The organism is Cryobacterium sp. TMT2-10 (assembly GCF_004403075.1).
Lineage (GTDB): Bacteria > Actinomycetota > Actinomycetes > Actinomycetales > Microbacteriaceae > Cryobacterium > Cryobacterium shii.
Window position 1 is genome coordinate 1 of record NZ_SOGW01000009.1, and the last position, 16,604, is coordinate 16,604.

At 69.6% G+C, this 16,604-nt stretch carries 14 protein-coding genes; 12 read left to right on the forward strand and 2 right to left on the reverse strand.

What is annotated here, in order from left to right; translation table 11 throughout:
- The first annotated feature begins 244 nt into the window (after positions 1–244).
- Together E3T37_RS00735 and E3T37_RS00740 are read left to right on the forward strand one after the other, a co-directional pair.
- Complete coding sequence (locus E3T37_RS00735) at positions 245–4,978, forward strand: ATP-dependent helicase (protein WP_134364950.1); 4,734 nt, start codon at positions 245–247, stop codon at positions 4,976–4,978.
- Positions 4,979–5,131: 153 nt separating this feature from the next.
- Positions 5,132–5,911, forward strand: a complete 780-nt coding sequence (locus tag E3T37_RS00740) for a DNA-formamidopyrimidine glycosylase family protein (protein ID WP_134364951.1) — start codon at positions 5,132–5,134, stop codon at positions 5,909–5,911.
- Positions 5,912–6,039: 128 nt separating this feature from the next.
- Here the strand turns inward: E3T37_RS00740 and E3T37_RS00745 are convergent, their stop codons facing one another.
- Positions 6,040–6,336 (reverse strand): hypothetical protein, encoded by a 297-nt coding sequence (locus E3T37_RS00745; RefSeq protein WP_134364952.1) that lies wholly within the window; start codon positions 6,334–6,336, stop codon positions 6,040–6,042.
- 164 nt (positions 6,337–6,500) lie between these two features.
- Positions 6,501–6,848: a DUF1844 domain-containing protein gene (locus E3T37_RS00750; RefSeq protein ID WP_134364953.1), complete on the reverse strand. Its 348-nt coding sequence runs from the start codon at positions 6,846–6,848 to the stop codon at positions 6,501–6,503.
- Positions 6,849–7,136: 288 nt separating this feature from the next.
- Between E3T37_RS00750 and infC the strand changes: the two genes are divergently transcribed.
- The 10 genes from infC to pheT all read left to right on the forward strand — a co-directional run bounded on the left by infC (position 7,137) and on the right by pheT (position 16,427).
- Positions 7,137–7,763: a translation initiation factor IF-3 gene (gene infC / locus E3T37_RS00755; RefSeq protein WP_134364954.1), complete on the forward strand. Its 627-nt coding sequence runs from the start codon at positions 7,137–7,139 to the stop codon at positions 7,761–7,763.
- Complete coding sequence (gene rpmI / locus E3T37_RS00760) at positions 7,756–7,950, forward strand: 50S ribosomal protein L35 (RefSeq protein WP_134364955.1); 195 nt, start codon at positions 7,756–7,758, stop codon at positions 7,948–7,950. Before infC ends, rpmI begins: the two co-directional genes overlap by 8 nt.
- A 28-nt stretch (positions 7,951–7,978) precedes the next feature.
- A complete protein-coding gene (gene rplT, locus E3T37_RS00765) occupies positions 7,979–8,365 on the forward strand; it encodes a 50S ribosomal protein L20 (RefSeq protein WP_134364956.1) in 387 nt (128 codons plus the stop codon).
- Between the two features lie 173 nt (positions 8,366–8,538).
- Positions 8,539–9,339 (forward strand): RNA methyltransferase, encoded by an 801-nt coding sequence (locus E3T37_RS00770; RefSeq protein WP_134364957.1) that lies wholly within the window; start codon positions 8,539–8,541, stop codon positions 9,337–9,339.
- Positions 9,340–9,410: 71 nt separating this feature from the next.
- The gene (locus E3T37_RS00775; RefSeq protein ID WP_134364958.1) at positions 9,411–10,199 is read left to right on the forward strand and encodes an amino acid ABC transporter ATP-binding protein; all 789 of its coding nucleotides are present in this window, start codon (positions 9,411–9,413) and stop codon (positions 10,197–10,199) included.
- A 59-nt stretch (positions 10,200–10,258) separates the two neighbouring features.
- Complete coding sequence (locus E3T37_RS00780; RefSeq protein WP_370292120.1) at positions 10,259–11,107, forward strand: glutamate ABC transporter substrate-binding protein; 849 nt, start codon at positions 10,259–10,261, stop codon at positions 11,105–11,107.
- Positions 11,108–11,240: 133 nt separating this feature from the next.
- Positions 11,241–11,888, forward strand: a complete 648-nt coding sequence (locus E3T37_RS00785; protein ID WP_134364960.1) for an amino acid ABC transporter permease — start codon at positions 11,241–11,243, stop codon at positions 11,886–11,888.
- Positions 11,885–12,814, forward strand: coding sequence for an amino acid ABC transporter permease (locus E3T37_RS00790; protein ID WP_134364961.1), 930 nt, complete (start codon positions 11,885–11,887; stop codon positions 12,812–12,814). The genes E3T37_RS00785 and E3T37_RS00790 overlap by 4 nt, the downstream gene beginning before the upstream one ends.
- 11 nt (positions 12,815–12,825) lie before the next feature.
- Positions 12,826–13,866, forward strand: a complete 1,041-nt coding sequence (gene pheS / locus E3T37_RS00795; protein WP_134364962.1) for a phenylalanine--tRNA ligase subunit alpha — start codon at positions 12,826–12,828, stop codon at positions 13,864–13,866.
- On the forward strand, positions 13,866–16,427 hold the full coding sequence (pheT, locus tag E3T37_RS00800) for a phenylalanine--tRNA ligase subunit beta (RefSeq protein ID WP_134364963.1): 2,562 nt from the start codon (positions 13,866–13,868) through the stop codon (positions 16,425–16,427). Before pheS ends, pheT begins: the two co-directional genes overlap by 1 nt.
- Positions 16,428–16,604 lie beyond the last annotated feature (177 nt).

Consider the following 16,604-nt stretch of genomic DNA (forward strand, 5'->3'; position numbering starts at 1 on the left):
CTCGCTCGCCCGCCGGCCCGCTCGCCGGCCCGCTCGCCGGCCCGCTCGCCGGCCCGCTCGCCCGCTCCGCCCCTGCCCTGAACCAATTCGACGGAGATTTTGCCGAAAACGCGCCAAAACGGGCCGAATCCCGTTTGTAAGAGCAGTATCTCCGTCGAATTGGTTCCAAGCGGGGCGCGGGGCGGTGAGAACAGGAGTGCGCCCTCATCTGGGACTTGTCAGCCCGATCAGGGAAGATGGTGCCATGAGTGAGGTGCTGCACCGATTCTCGCCGGCCACCCGAGCGTGGTTCGGCGAGGCATTCGCCGCGCCCACCGAGGCGCAGCTCGGAGCGTGGGACGCCATCTCCCGGGGCTCCCACGCGCTGGTCGTCGCCCCGACCGGTTCGGGTAAGACCCTCGCGGCCTTCCTCTGGGCCATCGACCGCCTGGCCACCGAGCGCCCGGCCGCCGATCCCACAGACACTGATCGCACAGCCGCCGAGCGCACGGCCCCGGGTCCCACGGCGACGGATGCCGGCAGTCCGAACGCCACGGCCGTCCCGCGCACGCGCGTGCTCTACATCTCGCCGCTCAAGGCCCTCGGCGTCGACGTCGAACGCAACCTGCACGCCCCGCTCGTCGGCATCACGCAGGCGGCCCGGCGGCTCGGCTTCGACCCGCCCCACGTCACCGTCGGAGTGCGCTCGGGAGACACCCCCGCGAACGAGCGCCGCAGCCTCGTGAAGACGCCCCCGGACATCCTGATCACCACCCCGGAATCGCTGTTCCTCATGCTCACGTCCGCGGCGCGGGAGTCCCTGCTCGGCGTCGACACCGTCATCATCGACGAGGTGCACGCCGTGGCGGCCAGCAAGCGCGGCGCCCACCTGGCCGTCTCCCTGGAGCGGCTCGACGATCTTCTGGCCCGGCCGGCCCAGCGCATCGGGCTGTCCGCCACCGTGCGCCCGGCCAGCGAGGTGGCCCGGTTCCTCGGCGGTTCCGCGGCGGTCGAGATCGTGGCACCGGCCGCCGGGAAACGGTTCGACCTGAGCGTGGTGGTGCCCGTCGACGATATGAGCCAGGTCGGACCGGTGCCGGTGCGTGAGGGGTCCACCGCCGCGGCCGCGCCGCAGACCGGGTCGATCTGGCCGCACGTCGAGGAGGCCATCGTCGACCAGGTGCTCGCGCACACCTCGTCGATCGTGTTCGCGAACTCGCGGCGGCTGGCCGAACGCCTGACCGCACGCTTCAACGAGATCTACGCCCAGCGTCTGGAGGATGTGGCCCAGCCCGAACTGGTCGGCGTCGCAACCGCCGGAGCGGCGACGGTCGCGGGGACATCCGCGGCCCCAGTCCCCGCAGGACAGGCCACACCCGCCGGCCCGCCCGCAGCCCTGATGGGCGCGAGCGGCCAGTCCGCCGGGGCCGAGCCGCTGCTGGCCCGCGCTCACCACGGCTCGGTGAGCAAGGAACAGCGAGCGCTGATCGAGGATGACCTCAAGGCCGGGCGGCTGCGCTGCGTGGTCGCCACCTCCAGCCTGGAACTCGGCATCGACATGGGCGCGGTCGACCTGGTGGTGCAGGTGGAGTCGCCGCCGTCGGTGGCCAGCGGGCTGCAACGGGTGGGCCGGGCCGGGCACCAGGTGGGGGAGGTATCCCGCGGGGTGATCTTCCCCAAGCACCGGGCCGACCTCATCCACGCGGCCGTCGCGGCCGAGCGCATGGTCGCCGGCCTGATCGAATCCCTGTCGGTGCCGTCCAACCCGCTCGACATTCTCGCCCAGCAGACCGTGGCCGCGACGGCGCTCGAACCCATCGACGCGGAGGAATGGTTCGACACCCTGCGCCGCAGCGCCCCCTTCCACTCCCTGCCGCGCTCGGCCTACGAGGCCACCCTCGACCTCCTCGCCGGCCGGTACCCCTCCGACCAGTTCGCCGAGTTGCGCCCCCGCATCGTCTGGGACCGGGAGACGGGCATCCTCACCGGCCGTCCGGGCGCGCAACGGCTCGCGGTCACCAGCGGCGGCACGATCCCCGACCGGGGCCTGTTCGGCGTGTTCATGGTCGGCGGCGACCAGGCCACCGGCCGCCGGGTGGGCGAACTCGACGAGGAGATGGTCTACGAGTCGCGGGTGGGCGACGTCTTCGCCCTCGGCACGACGAGCTGGCGCATCCAGGAGATCACCCATGACCGCGTGCTGGTGCTGCCGGCGTTCGGCGAGCCCGGCCGGCTGCCGTTCTGGAAGGGCGACGGCCTGGGCCGTCCGGCCGAGCTCGGCGAGGCGATCGGCGCGTTCCTGCGCGAGGTGTCCGCGCTCCCGCCCGAGGGCGCCAGGGCCCGCTGCCGGGCGGGCGGCCTCGACGAGCGCGCCGTCGACAACCTGCTCGCGTTCCTCGCCGAGCAGCGCGCCGCGACGGGGAACCTGCCCACCGACCAGACCCTCGTCGTCGAGCGCTTCCGGGACGAGCTGGGGGACTGGCGGGTCGTGTTGCACTCCCCGTTCGGCCTGCAGGTGCACGCGCCGTGGGCGCTGGCGGTTGGCGCGAGGGTGCGGGAACGCTACGGCATCGACGGGGCCTGCATGGCCAGCGACGACGGCATCGTCGTGCGCATCCCCGACACCGAGTCCGAACCCCCGGAGAGTTCCCTCTTCGTCTTCGACCCCGACGAACTCGAGCAGCTGGTCACCGACGAGGTCGGCGGTTCCGCCCTGTTCGCGGCCCGGTTCCGTGAGTGCGCCGCGCGCGCGCTGCTGCTCCCGAGATACAACCCCGGGCGGCGCTCGCCCCTGTGGCAGCAGCGCCAGAAGGCCGCCCAGCTCCTCGACGTGGCCCGCACCTTCCCGACCTTCCCGATCATCCTCGAAACCGTGCGCGAGTGCCTGCAGGACGTCTACGACCTGCCCGCGCTGCTGAACCTCACCCGGCGCATCGACAGCCGCGCCCTGCGCCTGGTCGAAATCCAGACGGATGCCGCGAGCCCGTTCGCGAGCACCCTCCTCTTCGGTTACGTGGCCGCGTTCATGTACGAGGGGGATTCCCCGCTCGCCGAGCGCCGAGCCACCGCGCTCTCGATCGATTCCAGCCTGCTGGCCGAGCTCCTCGGCCGGGTGGAGCTGCGGGAGCTGCTCGACCCGGTGGTGATCGAGCAGACCGACGCGGAACTGCAGCGGCTGCCGGCCGACCGAAAGGCGCGGGGGATCGAGGGCATCGCCGACCTGCTCCGCGGCCTCGGCCCGCTGACGACCGACGAGGTCGCCGCCCGACTCGACCCGCAGGGCGGACCGGCGGCGGCCGAAGGCCTGCAGGCTCTCGTCGCCGCCCGGCGGGTGCTGCCCGTCGGCGTCGCCGGCCGGCCGTGCTGGGCGGCCGTCGAAGACATCAGCCGGCTCAGGGACGCGCTCGGCGTGCCGGTGCCGCAGGGCGTGCCGGCCGTGTTCACCGAGCCCGTGCTCGATCCGCTCGGCGACCTGGTCAGCCGGTACGCCCGCACCCACGGCCCGTTCACGGTCGCCGACGTGGCCGAACGATTCGGCCTCGGCCCCGCCGTGGCACTGGGGGCGCTCCGCCGGCTCGCCAACGCCCGCCGGGTCGTCGAGGGCGAGTTCCGGCCGCACGGCACCGGCAGCGAGTGGTGCGACGCCGAGGTGCTCCGCCGCCTGCGCCGCCGGTCGCTGGCCGCACTCCGGCATGAGGTCGAGCCGGTCGACCAGGTGACCGTCGGGCGGTTCCTGCCGGCCTGGCAGCACGTGGGCGGGCGGCTGCGCGGTGTGGACGGCGTCGCATCCGTGATCGAGCAGTTGGAGGGAGCCCGCATCCCCGCTTCGGCGTGGGAGTCGCTGATCCTGCCGGCCCGGATCGAGGACTACCGGCCGGCCATGCTCGACGAACTCACGAATGCGGGTGAGGTGCTCTGGGCCGGCTCCGGCACGCTGGCCGGCAACGACGGCTGGATCAGCCTGCACCTGAGCGAGACCGCGCCGCTCACCCTGCCGCTGCCGCCGCCGCTGGAGACCACGGCGCTGCAGCAGGAGATCCTGGCCACCCTGGGCGGCGGGGGCGCCTTCTTCTTCCGGCAGCTGGCGGATGCCGTCGGCAGCCAGGACGACGCCGGGCTCGCTGCCGCGCTGTGGGACCTGGTCTGGGCGGGTCTGGTGGGCAACGACACCTTCGCGCCCGTGCGCGCGCTCCTTTCCGGCGGGAAGGCGGCGCACGGCACCCGCCGGGCTGCCCCGCGGGCTCGGCTGCACGGCGGCCGAATCCTGGCCCGGCCGACCCTGCCGGCCCGCGGCGGCCCGCCGACCGTCTCCGGGCGCTGGTCCGTCGTGCCGGTGGCCGACGACTCCCCGACCCGCCGTGCGCACGCCCTCGGCGAGACCCTGCTGGAGCGCTACGGCGTCGTCACCCGCGGCGCCGTGATGGGCGAGGGCGTGACGGGCGGTTTCGCGCTCGCCTACCGCACCCTCAGCGGCTTCGAGGAGATGGGGCGGTGCCGCCGCGGCTACTTCATCGAGGGGCTGGGCGCGGCCCAGTTCGCCACCGTCGGCACGGTCGACCGGCTGCGCTCCTTCGTCGCCGACGCGGGTTCGGGCTCAGGTTCGGGCTCGGGATCGGGCGCCGCGCTGAGCGCGGTGACGCTGGCCGCCACCGATCCGGCCAACCCCTACGGTTCCGTGCTGCCCTGGCCGCCGCTGCCGGACGGCACCGGGCACCGCCCCGGACGGAAGGCCGGCGCGCTGGTCGTGATCGTCGACGGGGCGCTGGTGCTCTACGTCGAGCGCGGCGGCAAGTCCGTGCTCGCATTCGAGCCTGGCGAACCGGACTCCGCAGTGACGGCCGCCGCGCTCTCCCTGGCCGGCACGGTGAAGGCCGGTCGGGTTCCCAAGCTCGGTGTCGAGACCGTCAACGGGGTCTTCGTGATGGGCACCCCGCTCGGCGCCGCACTGCAGGCGGCCGGGTTCGGCGTGACCCCGCGGGGGCTGAAGCTGCATGCCTGAGGAACGCCGTGCCCGGAGCCACCGCGTAACAACCTGCACGTCTGAGGCAACCCGTGCCGAACCCGTGCCGAACCCGTGCCGAACCCGTGCCGAACCCGTGCCGAACCCGTGCCGGGAGGCACCGCGTGACAAGCACCATGCCTGAGGAGAGCCATGCCTGAGGGCGACACCGTCTATCGCACCGCGCACAATCTCGACGCGGCGCTGCACGGCGCCCGGCTCACCCGGTGCGACGTGCGGGTTCCGGCGTACGCCACCGTGGACCTGACCGGCGAGATCGTGCACGAAGTGGTCAGCCGCGGCAAGCATCTGCTGATGCGGGTGGGGGAGTACAGCATCCACTCGCATCTGAAGATGGAGGGCTCCTGGCACCTCTACCGGCACGGCAGCGCCTGGAAGCGCCCGGCCTTCCAGGCTCGCATCGTGCTGGAGACGGCCGAATGGGTGGCCGTCGGCTTCGAGCTCGGTGTGCTCGAGGTGGTGCCGCTGAACCGCGAGGCCGAACTGCTCGCCTACCTCGGGCCCGACCTTCTCGGTGCCGACTGGGACGCGGCCGAGGCGACCCGCCGCATCCGGGAGCGCCCCGATCGGCCGGTGGCGGTGGCGCTCGCCGACCAGGGGAACCTGGCCGGACTCGGCAACGAATACGTCAACGAGCTGTGCTTCCTGCGGGGGCTGCTGCCCACCCGGCCGGTCGGTGAGGCGACGGATGTCCCGGCCCTCGTCGACCTCGCCCGCCGGCTGATCCTGGCCAACCGTGACCGCACCGAGCGCATCACCACCGGCAACGCCCGCCGGGGCATGCAGAGCTGGGTGTTCTCCCGGGCCGGCCAGCCGTGCCGGCGCTGCGGCACCCTGATCGAGCGGGGCACCCTGGGCCGCTCAGAGCTCGAGCTGCGGAACACCTTCTGGTGCCCGCGCTGCCAGACCTAGCCCGAACGAATTCGACGGCGATTTTGCCCGAATCGGGCCCGCCAGCTCGGAATGCGGCGTTTTAGGCCAGAATCTCCGTCGAATTGGTTCGCCGGACGCCGTGCTGGACGTGTGGACGCCGTGTTGGCCTAGAGGTCGCCGTCGCGGTCCGCGCCGGCGTGCCCGCCGGCATCCGTGTCGGGGTCGTCCCTGAGGGCGTCCAGGGCGTCCTGGTCCGCCCAGACGTTGCCGAGAACGGTCATCGTGCCGAAGACGAGGACCATCACCGGCCAGAGCACCCAACTGGGGACCAGGCCGGGCCAGGTCAGCACCAGGGTGCCCAGGTAGGGCACCAGCACGGACGACGTGAAGCGCCGCCGCTCCGGTGTGGCCCGCTGCGCGACCGCAGCATCCCGCCGGAACGGCACCAACAGCCTCAACTCCATGATTCCCCGTCCCTCATGCTGCCTATCCCCGCCGAACCGTGAGTTTGGCCGGTTTTCCGTGCCCGAAACGGTGCCGAACTCACGGTTCGGCGCCGTGGCGCAGCGGCGACCAGGCGACCAGGCGACCTGGCGACCAGGCGACCAGGCGACCAGGCGACGACCTGCTAGTTGACCGGGCCGGTGAACTTCTCGCCCGGGCCCTGACCGATGGCATCCGGGATGGCGGACGCCTCGCGGAACGCGAGCTGGAGCGAACGCAGCCCGTCGCGGAGGCTCCGCGCGTGCATGTCGGCGATGTCCGGGGCGGCCGCGGTGATCAGTCCGGCCAGCGCGGTGATCAGCTTGCGCGCCTCGTCCAGGTCGATCTGGTTCTCGGGGTCGTCGGCCAGTCCCACCTTCACCGCGGCCGCACTCATCAGGTGCACGGATGCCGTTGTGATGATTTCCACCGCTGCCACATCGGCGATATCGCGTGTTGCCTGGACTGCATCCTGCTCGTTGCTGTTGGTCACTGTATTCCTCTGTTAGACTTATCCGGGCTCCGAGATGCAAGTCTCGGTACGAAAGTGGATAATCTCCCACCCGCGCATACCGCTTCATAAAGGTTACCGGGTAGTTGCACTCCGCCGTCGCGGCACTGGATCCGTCACAAGATCACGATGCGCGAAGGTAGACAGGGTGTCGTCTGTGACAACCGGGCATTTGTGACCGGCAGTCCAGACGTTATTTTTCCTCTCTTCGTCTCCGGGCGACATCCGTCACCTGGCTGTAGCCACGATGAATGAGAAGAGGAGAGACGCATCAGCGATCCCCGTACAAATGACCGTATCCGCGTCCCCGAAGTTCGTCTCGTTGGTCCCAACGGCGAACAGGTCGGAGTCGTGGCCATCGATGTTGCGCTGCGCCTGGCACAGGAGGCCGACCTCGACCTCGTTGAGGTTGCACCGACCTCGAAGCCGCCCGTTGCCAAGATCATGGACTACGGCAAGTTCAAGTACGAGGCTGCGCAGAAGGCCAAGGAGGCCCGGCGCAACCAGGCGAACACGATCCTGAAAGAGGTTCGTTTCCGTCTCAAGATTGACAAGCACGACTACGAGACCAAGCGCAAACGCGCCGAAGGCTTCCTGAAGGCCGGCGACAAGGTCAAGGCCATGATTTTGTTCCGTGGCCGTGAACAGTCCCGTCCCGACCAGGGCGTACGTCTGCTCCAAAGATTTGCCGAGGATGTCGCCGAGTTCGGTTCCGTGGAATCGAGCCCGACCATCGACGGGCGAAACATGGTCATGGTTGTTGGCCCGCTGAAGAACAAAGCGGAAGCCAAGGCTGAGATCAACGCACACAAGGCTGCCGACCGGGCAGAAAAGGTTGCCGACAAGGCTGACAAAGTTGCTGATAAGGCAGCGAAACTGGAGGAAAAAGATGCCTAAGATGAAGACCCACTCCGGGACGAAGAAACGCTTCAAGGTCACTGGCTCCGGCAAGATCATGAAGCAGCAGGCCGGCCTGCGCCACAACCTCGAGGTCAAGAGCACCCAGCGCAAGTCCCGCCTGAACCAGGACCAGGTGCTGGCCAAGGCCGACATCAAGGTCATCAAGAAGCTTCTCGGTCGCTAGACCCCGTACCCCGTAAGGATCAATAAAAATGGCAAGAGTAAAGAGGGCCGTAAACGCCCACAAGAGCCGTCGCGTAATTCTCGAGCGCGCCAAGGGCTACCGCGGCCAGCGCTCGCGTCTGGTGACCAAGGCGAAGGAGCAGCTCACTCACTCCTTCACTTACAGCTACCGCGACCGTCGTGCACGCAAGGGTGACTTCCGTCGCCTGTGGATCCAGCGGATCAACGCTGCGTCCCGCGCGAACGGCCTGACCTACAACCGTCTGATCCAGGGCCTCGCCCTGGCCGGAATCCAGGTCGACCGTCGCATCCTGGCCGAACTGGCCGTCAACGAGCCCGCCACGTTCGCGGCCATCGTCGAGAGCGCCAAGGCAGCACTGCCCGCCGACACGTCGGCACCGAAGGTCGCCGCGTAGCTTTCGCAGCTCTTCGGCACGCAGCACTTCAGCACCACCTGAACGTCGCACTCTTCACGGGAGCGGGCCTGGCGCCCGCTCCCGTTTTGCGTGCCCGGGCGCCCGATCCGACCGGTTCCGCTGTGCCCCGCGCGGGGGCATCACCCGCGGGCCTCGGCAACTAAGCTGGACGCATGTTAGATAATCCCCGTTCGCCGCGTGTGCGGGCCGTCGCGAAACTGGCGAATCGAGCCGCTCGATCCGAGACGGGGCTGTTCCTCCTGGAGGGCCCGCAGGCCGTCTCCGAGGCCCTGAACTTCCGTCCCGACCTCGTGCTCGAACTCTTCGCCACCCCCACCGCACTCGAGCGCCACACCGACATCGCGGACGCCGCGAAAGACGCGGGCGTCGAGGTCGAATTCGTCACCGAGCAGGTGCTCGAGACGATGGCAGACACGGTCACCCCCCAGGGCTTCGTGGCCGTGTGCCACCAGTTCCCCACCTCGGTGAAAGACATCTTCGCTGACGGCCCCAAACTCATCGCCATCCTCGAAGAGGTGCGCGATCCCGGCAACGCGGGCACCATCATCCGTGCAGCGGATGCTGCCGGCGCGGACGCCGTCATCCTCACCGGTCGCAGCGTCGACCTCTACAACCCCAAGGTGGTGCGGTCGTCGACCGGGTCGATCTTCCACCTCCCCGTTGCCGTGAGCGCGACCCTCGAGGACGTGCGCGAGCGCGCCAAAGAGGCCGGTCTGCAGGTCTTTGCCGCCGACATCAAGGGCACCGATCTGCTGGCCGCCCGCACCGAGGGCCTCCTGGTCGCGCCGACCGCGTGGCTCTTCGGCAACGAGGCCCGCGGGCTCACCGAAGAAGACCTGGCCAAGGTCGACCGCTCCATTTCGGTGCCGATCTACGGTCACGCGGAATCGATGAACCTCGCCACTGCGGCCAGCGTTTGCCTGTATGAAAGTGCCTTCGCGCAGCGCAGCTGATCCGATCGATGACGGCCATACCACAAAATTTGTGGTGCGGCCGTCTTTCTTTGTGCCTTAGGTTGGGGGACATGGAGCCTACAGAGTCTGCGCCGGCGACGTCCAACATCACGGTGTTGCGCGGTGAGCCGCTAGTTGTCATCAGTGACGTCGACAAGCACTACGGCGACCTGCACGTGCTGAAGAAGATCAACGCCGTCGTCAATCGCGGCGAGGTCGTGGTGGTGATCGGCCCGAGCGGGTCGGGCAAGTCCACCCTCTGCCGCGCCATCAACCGGCTCGAGACGATCGACGCCGGCGTCATCACCATCGACGGCGTGAAGCTGCCGGACGAAGGCAAAGACCTCGCCCGGTTGCGCGCGGACGTCGGCATGGTGTTCCAGGCGTTCAACCTGTTCGCGCACAAGACCGTGCTCGAGAACGTCACGCTCGGCCCGATCAAGGTGCGCGGCCTGTCGAAGGCCGACGCCGAGAAGAAGGCCATGGTCCTGCTCGAACGCGTCGGCGTCGCGAACCAGGCGAAGAAGATGCCGGCCCAGCTCTCCGGCGGCCAGCAGCAGCGCGTGGCGATCGCCCGTGCCCTCGCCATGGACCCCAAGGTGATCCTGCTCGACGAGCCCACCAGCGCGCTTGACCCCGAGATGATCAACGAGGTGCTCGAGGTCATGATCGACCTCGCCAGCGACGGCATGACCATGATCGTCGTCACGCACGAGATGGGCTTCGCCCGCAAGGCGGCCGACCGGGTGATCTTCATGGCCGAGGGCGAGATCGTCGAGGAGACGACGCCGGAGAAGTTCTTCACGAACCCCCAGAGCACGAGAGCGAAAGATTTCCTCTCCAAAATACTTGCCCACTAACCGGTGCGCAGGATGACACAGCAATCAGGAGAAACACCATGAGACTCAAAAAAGGTCTAATGCTTTCGGCCATTGCCCTTGCCGGCGTGCTCACCCTCAGTGCCTGCACCGACTCGGCCGCCAAGCCCACCGCCGCACCCGTGGAGAAGGCGCCGACATTCGCGGCCGGCACCACCATGGCGAAGCTGAGCGAAGCCGGATCGATCACCATCGGCACCAAGTTCGACCAGCCGCTGTTCGGCCTCAGGGGCCCGGACGGCCAGCCGGTCGGCTTCGACGTCGAGATGGGCACGCTCATCGCGTCCAAGCTCGGCATCCCCGCCGACAAGATCAAGTGGACCGAGACCGTGTCGGCCAACCGCGAGCCCTTCATCCAGAACGGCCAGGTCGACCTCGTCGTCGCCACGTACACGATCAACGACACGCGCAAGCAGGTCGTCGACTTTGCCGGACCGTACTACGAAGCCGGCCAGGACCTCCTCGTTCTCGCGGGCAACCCGGACAAGATCAAGAGCCCGGAAGACCTCGCCGGAAAGTCCGTCTGCACCGTCAGCGGATCGACGTCGGAGAAGAACATCACGGCCTACACCGACAAGGTGCTCGCGACCGACACCTACTCCAACTGCCTCGGCCCGCTGCGCAGCGGCGAGGTCGTCGCCGTGACCACCGACAACGTCATCCTGGCCGGCCTGGCCGACCAGAACGCCGGTGAGTTCGAGGTCGTCGACAAGCCCTTCACCAAGGAGCCCTACGGCATCGGCCTGAAGAAGGGCGACACCGAGTTCCGCACCTTCATCAACGACACGCTCGAGGAGTCCTTCAAGGACGGCACGTGGGCCAAGGCCTGGGAAAAGACCGCCGGTACGGTGCTCGAGACCCCCACCCCGCCGGCCGTCAACCGGTACTAGTAACACCTGCTCGAACCTGATCGGGGCGGCCGGACGTCAGAACGGTCGCCCCGACCAGTGCATTCGCCTGTCACCCAGGCACCCCACGCTCAGTTCAGATCAGAACCAGACAACACAGAAGAGGAGGTGAGTTGTGGACGCAGTCATCGAAAACCTGCCCGTGTTCCTGGAAGGCTTCAAGAACACGTTGGGCCTTCTTCTTTTGTCCGGCACGGGAGCGCTCGTACTCGGCATCATCATCGCGGCAATGCGCATCTCGCCGGTCGCATCCCTGCGCGGATTCGCCACGGTCTACACCGAGATCGTGCGGAACACCCCGCTCACCCTGGTGCTGTTCTTCTGCGCCTTCATCCTCCCGTACCTGCAGTTCTCCCCGGGCTACTTCGTGCTCGCCATGATCGGCCTCACCGTGTACACCTCGCCCTTCGTCGCCGAGGCACTGCGCTCGGGCGTCAACGGCGTGCACGTGGGCCAGGCCGAGGCCGCCCGCAGCGTGGGCCTGACGTTCACCCAGACCCTGTCCTTCGTGGTCATGCCCCAGGCGGTGCGCATGGTCATCCCGCCGCTGATCAACGTGTTCATCGCCCTGACGAAGAACACCTCGGTCGCCGGCGCGTTCTTCGTCTTCGAACTGTTCGGTGCCGCCCGCAAGGTCACCAACGAACGCGGGGACGAGGTGCTCGCGATTCTCCTCGCCGTCGCCGCCTTCTACCTGCTGGTCACCATCTCGCTCGGCGTGATCGCCGCGCGGGTCGAGAAGAAGGTGGCGGTCCTCCGATGACGTCAGTGCTCTACGACGCTCCGGGCCCGAAGGCCATCATGCGGTCGCGGATCTTCTCCGTGGTCACCGGACTCATCATCGCCGCCGGCCTGGCCTGGCTGATCCTGGCCCTGGGCGCTCCCAAGACCAGCGCCAACGGGGCCGAGCAGCCGGGCCTCTGGGATGCGACCCGCTGGGACGTCTTCTCCGACCGCGAGGTCTGGCGCACCCTCGGCCGCGGAGCCCTCAACACCCTCCGGATGGCCGGTGTCGCCGCCGTGTTCGCGCTCGCGCTCGGCGTGCTGTTCTCCTTCGGACGCGTGTCCGACACCAGGTGGCTTCGGATCTCGACCACGGTCGTGCTCGAATTCGTGCGCGGCATGCCCGTGCTGCTGATGATGCTCTTCATCCTCCTCGTCTTCTCCACCGGTTCCTTCTGGGCCGGCGTCGCCGCGCTGTCCGTCTACAACGGGGCGATCATCGGCGAGGCGCTGCGGGCCGGCATCAAGAGCCTGCCCCGCGGGCAGCGCGAGGCCGGGCTGGCCATCGGGCTCACCCCCGTGGCGACACGGCTTCGGATCGAGTTCCCCCAGGCGTTCCGGCAGATGCTGCCGATCATCATCGCGCAGCTCGTCGTGCTCCTCAAGGACACCTCCCTCGCGTTCGTGGTCGGCTACGAGGAGCTCCTCCGCAGCGGGCAGGGCCTGACGAACTTCTTCGGCAGCCGCTACTCGTTCTCCTTCTTCCTCGTCGTGCTGGCGATCTACCTGGCGATGAACCTGTCGCTGTCCTGGCTGGCCCGCGTCATCGCCCGGCGCACCGGGTCCAAGTCCGGCGGCGTGACGCCGAAGACCAAGACCCCGCCGGAGAAACCGGTCGAACCCGAGCTGGCGTACCCCGCGGCGCTGGGCAACCAGATGGGCGGCGACCAGGTCCGGCGAGGCTAAACTTGGGACTTGTGTCTGACCCCACTGAGATCTCCGAACCAGCCGTGAGCGCGGCCGTCGACGCCGCTCTCGCCGCCATTGCCGCCGCGAACGACTCCGCGGCCCTGAAAACCGTGCGTGCCCAGCACACCGGGGAGGCGTCCCCGCTGGCCCGGCTCAACGCGCTGATGCGCAGCGTGCCCGGCGACCAGAAGGCTGCCGCCGGCAAGCTCCTCGGCCAGGCCAGGGGAGCCGTCGCACAGGCGTTCTCCGCCCGCGAGGCCGCGATCACCGAGGCCGAGGCCGCCGCACAGCTCGCGGCCGAAACGGTCGACGTGACCGCGGCGGCGTCAACCTGGACGCCGGGCGCCCGGCATCCGCTCACCCTGCTGCAGGAACGGGTCGCGGATGTCTTCGTGGGCATGGGCTGGGAGGTCGCCGAGGGCCCCGAGCTCGAGAGCGAGTGGTTCAACTTCGACGCGCTCAACTTCGACGAGGACCACCCCGCCCGCGCCATGCAGGACACCTTCTTCATCGACCCGCCCGAGGCGCACCTGGTGCTGCGCACCCACACCTCCCCGGTGCAGCTGCGCGCCCTGCTGTCCCGCGAGCTGCCGGTCTACGTCGTCGCCCCCGGCCGGGTGTTCCGCACCGACGAGCTCGACGCCACGCACACGCCGGTGTTCCACCAGATCGAGGGCATCGCCATCGACAAGGGACTCACCATGGCGCACCTGCGCGGCACCCTCGACCACTTCGTCAAGGCCATGTTCGGCCCGGAGGCGAAGGTGCGCCTGCGCCCGAACTACTTCCCGTTCACCGAGCCGAGCGCCGAACTCGACCTGTGGCACCCGACGTTCAAGGACGGCGCCCGCTGGATCGAGTGGGGCGGCTGCGGCATGGTCAACGCCAACGTGCTCCGCTCCGCCGGGATCGACCCGGAGGTCTACTCCGGTTTCGCGTTCGGCGTCGGCGTCGAACGGGCCCTGATGTTCCGAAATGATGTGAAGGATATGCACGACATGGTCGAAGGCGACGTCCGGTTCAGCCAGCAGTACGGGATGACCGTCTGATGCGCGTCCCACTGAGCTGGCTGGGCGAGTTCGTCGACCTGGCCCCGGGCACCACGCCCGAAGACGTGCACGCCGCCCTGGTGAGCGTGGGCCTCGAAGAGGAAGAGATCCACCGCTTCGAGCTGACCGGACCGATCGTCGTCGGCCAGGTGCTCGAGTTCGTCGGCGAAGAGCAGACCAACGGCAAGACCATCAACTGGTGCCAGGTGCGCGTCGCGCCCGGCGACGAGCTCGCGGCCGACGGCGGCCCCGCCGTGCACGGCATCGTCTGCGGCGCCCACAACTTCGTCGTCGGCGACAAGGTCGTCGTGACCCTGCCCGGCGCTGTGCTGCCCGGCCCGTTCCCGATCGCCCCGCGCAAGACCTACGGCCACGTGTCCGACGGCATGATCGCCTCGGCCCGCGAGCTCGGCCTCGGCGACGAGCACGATGGCATCCTGGTGCTCGGCAGCCTCGGGCTCGACCCCGAGATCGGCACGGATGCGATCAGCCTGCTGGGCCTGGACGACACGGCCGTCGAGATCAACGTCACGCCCGACCGTGGCTACGCCTTCTCGATCCGCGGCGTGGCCCGCGAGTACGCGCACGCCACCGGGGCCGCCTTCCGCGACCCCGCCCTGGCCATCTCGCCCGTCGCCTCCACGGTCGCCTTCCCGGTCACGATCGACGATCAGGCCCCGATCCGCGGCCGCGTCGGCGCGAGCGTCTTCGTCACCCGCGCGGTGCGCGGCGTGGACCCGACCCGGCCGTCTCCGGCCTGGCTGATCGCCCGGCTGAAGCTGGCCGGCATCCGTTCGATCTCGCTGATCGTGGACGTCACCAACTACGTGATGATCGAGCTCGGCCAGCCGATCCACGGCTACGACCTCGACCGTCTCGCCGGCGGTATCACCGTGCGCCGCGCCCAGCCGGGCGAGAAACTCGTCACCCTCGACGACGTCACCCGCACCCTGAACGTCGAAGACCTCCTGATCACCGACGAATCCGGGCCGATCGGCCTGGCCGGCGTGATGGGCGGCCAGAGCACCGAGATCGGTTCCGGAACCACGAATGTGCTGATCGAGGCCGCGAACTTCGATCCGGTGTCGATCGCCCGCACGGCCCGCCGGCACAAGCTGCCCAGCGAGGCCTCCCGCCGCTTCGAGCGCGGGGTCGACCCGGCCGTCGCCGCCGTCGCCGCCGCCCGCGTCGTGCAGCTGCTGGTCGAACTCGCCGGGGGAGAGGCCGACGGCCTCGGCTCCCTGCACGACGCCACCCCCGACGCCGCGCCCATCATTCTGCCCACCGGCTTCATCTCCGGACTGATCGGGCTCGAGTACACCCCGGACGAGGTGCGCTCCTCGCTGGCCGAGATCGGCGCCTCCCTCGAGGAGACCGAGACCGGCCTGAACGTCACGCCGCCCAGCTGGCGCCCCGATCTGACCGACAAGTGGACCCTGGCCGAAGAGGTCGCCCGCATCGTCGGCTACGACCGCATCCCGTCGGTGCTGCCGGTCGCCCCGCCCGGCCGCGGCCTCACCCACGCGCAGACCCTGCGCCGCCAGGTCGCCCAGACCCTCGCTGCCACCGGCCACACCGAGGTGCTCGCGTACCCGTTCGTCTCGGAGAAGTCCAACAACCTGTTCGGGCTCCCGGCCGGCACGGCCGGAACGGGCGGCACTGCCGAAACGGGCGTGCCGCAGATCCGCGTCGCCAACCCGCTCGACGGGGAGGCGCCGTTCCTGCGCACCTCGATCCTGCCCGGGCTGCTGCAGATCATGCACCGCAACCGCTCTCGCGGGATCACCGACCTGGCCGTCTTCGAACTGGGCACGGTCTTCCGGCCGGTGGCCGGCATCCGTTACGGCAGCTCGGTCGTTCCTCCCGGTGCGGTGCGCCCGAGCCGGCAGCTGGAAGCCGAACTGAACGCGGGCATCCCCCCGCAGCCGCTCTCGGTGGCCATCGCGCTGACCGGCTTCACCGTGCGCCACCAGCCGGGCCAGCCCGCGGTCGCGGCCGGCTGGCAGGACGCCCTCGCGGCGGTACGCCAGGTCGCGCTCGCCTCCGGGGTCGCCATCACCGTGCGCCAGGGCTCACACCAGGCGATGCACCCGGGACGCACCGCGGAACTGTTCGTGACGACGGATGCCGGGCTCACCTCGGTCGGAATCGCCGGCGAACTGCTGCCCCGCATCGCCCGCGACGCCGACCTGCCCGCGGTCGTCGCCGTCGCCGAGATCGACCTGTCGGCCGTGTTCGCGCAGGCCGGCACCGAGCTGCACGCCATCCCGATCGCGACCATGCCCGCCGCCACCCAGGACCTGTCCCTGGTGGTCGACGTTCAGGTTCCGGCCGGCGAGGTGCTCCAGGCCGTGCGCCAGGGTTGCGGTCCGCTGCTCGACCAGGCCGAGCTCGTCGACGACTACCGGGGCACGGGCATCCTGCCCGGACGCAAGTCGCTGACCTTCGCCCTGCGCTTCCGGGCGCCGGACCGCACCCTCACCGCCGCGGAGGCCAGCGACGCCAAGCTCGCCGGCGTGTCCGTGACCGCCGCCCGCTTCGGCGCGACCCTGCGCGATTAGCGCCGGCCCGGCTGCTCGTTCGTCCCCCGTGCGGCTGCTCGTGCGGCTGCTCGCTCGGCGCTCGTGCGGCTGCTCGTCCGGCTGCTCGCTCGACGCCCGTGCGGCCGCCCGCCCATTTCGCCCATTTCGCCACTTCCGGTCGAGTTCGCCCCGCACACCGGGCGTGCTCGACCGCAA

Coding starts and splice junctions, on each gene's coding strand:
- E3T37_RS00790 (WP_134364961.1), top strand. CDS start 11,885: ATGACGTCAGTGCTCTACGACGCTCCGGGCCCGAAGGCCATCATGCGG.
- rpmI (WP_134364955.1), top strand. CDS start 7,756: ATGCCTAAGATGAAGACCCACTCCGGGACGAAGAAACGCTTCAAGGTC.
- E3T37_RS00745 (WP_134364952.1), bottom strand. CDS start 6,336: ATGGAGTTGAGGCTGTTGGTGCCGTTCCGGCGGGATGCTGCGGTCGCG.
- E3T37_RS00770 (WP_134364957.1), top strand. CDS start 8,539: ATGTTAGATAATCCCCGTTCGCCGCGTGTGCGGGCCGTCGCGAAACTG.
- E3T37_RS00740 (WP_134364951.1), top strand. CDS start 5,132: ATGCCTGAGGGCGACACCGTCTATCGCACCGCGCACAATCTCGACGCG.
- E3T37_RS00775 (WP_134364958.1), top strand. CDS start 9,411: ATGGAGCCTACAGAGTCTGCGCCGGCGACGTCCAACATCACGGTGTTG.
- rplT (WP_134364956.1), top strand. CDS start 7,979: ATGGCAAGAGTAAAGAGGGCCGTAAACGCCCACAAGAGCCGTCGCGTA.
- E3T37_RS00780 (WP_370292120.1), top strand. CDS start 10,259: ATGCTTTCGGCCATTGCCCTTGCCGGCGTGCTCACCCTCAGTGCCTGC.
- pheT (WP_134364963.1), top strand. CDS start 13,866: ATGCGCGTCCCACTGAGCTGGCTGGGCGAGTTCGTCGACCTGGCCCCG.
- E3T37_RS00735 (WP_134364950.1), top strand. CDS start 245: ATGAGTGAGGTGCTGCACCGATTCTCGCCGGCCACCCGAGCGTGGTTC.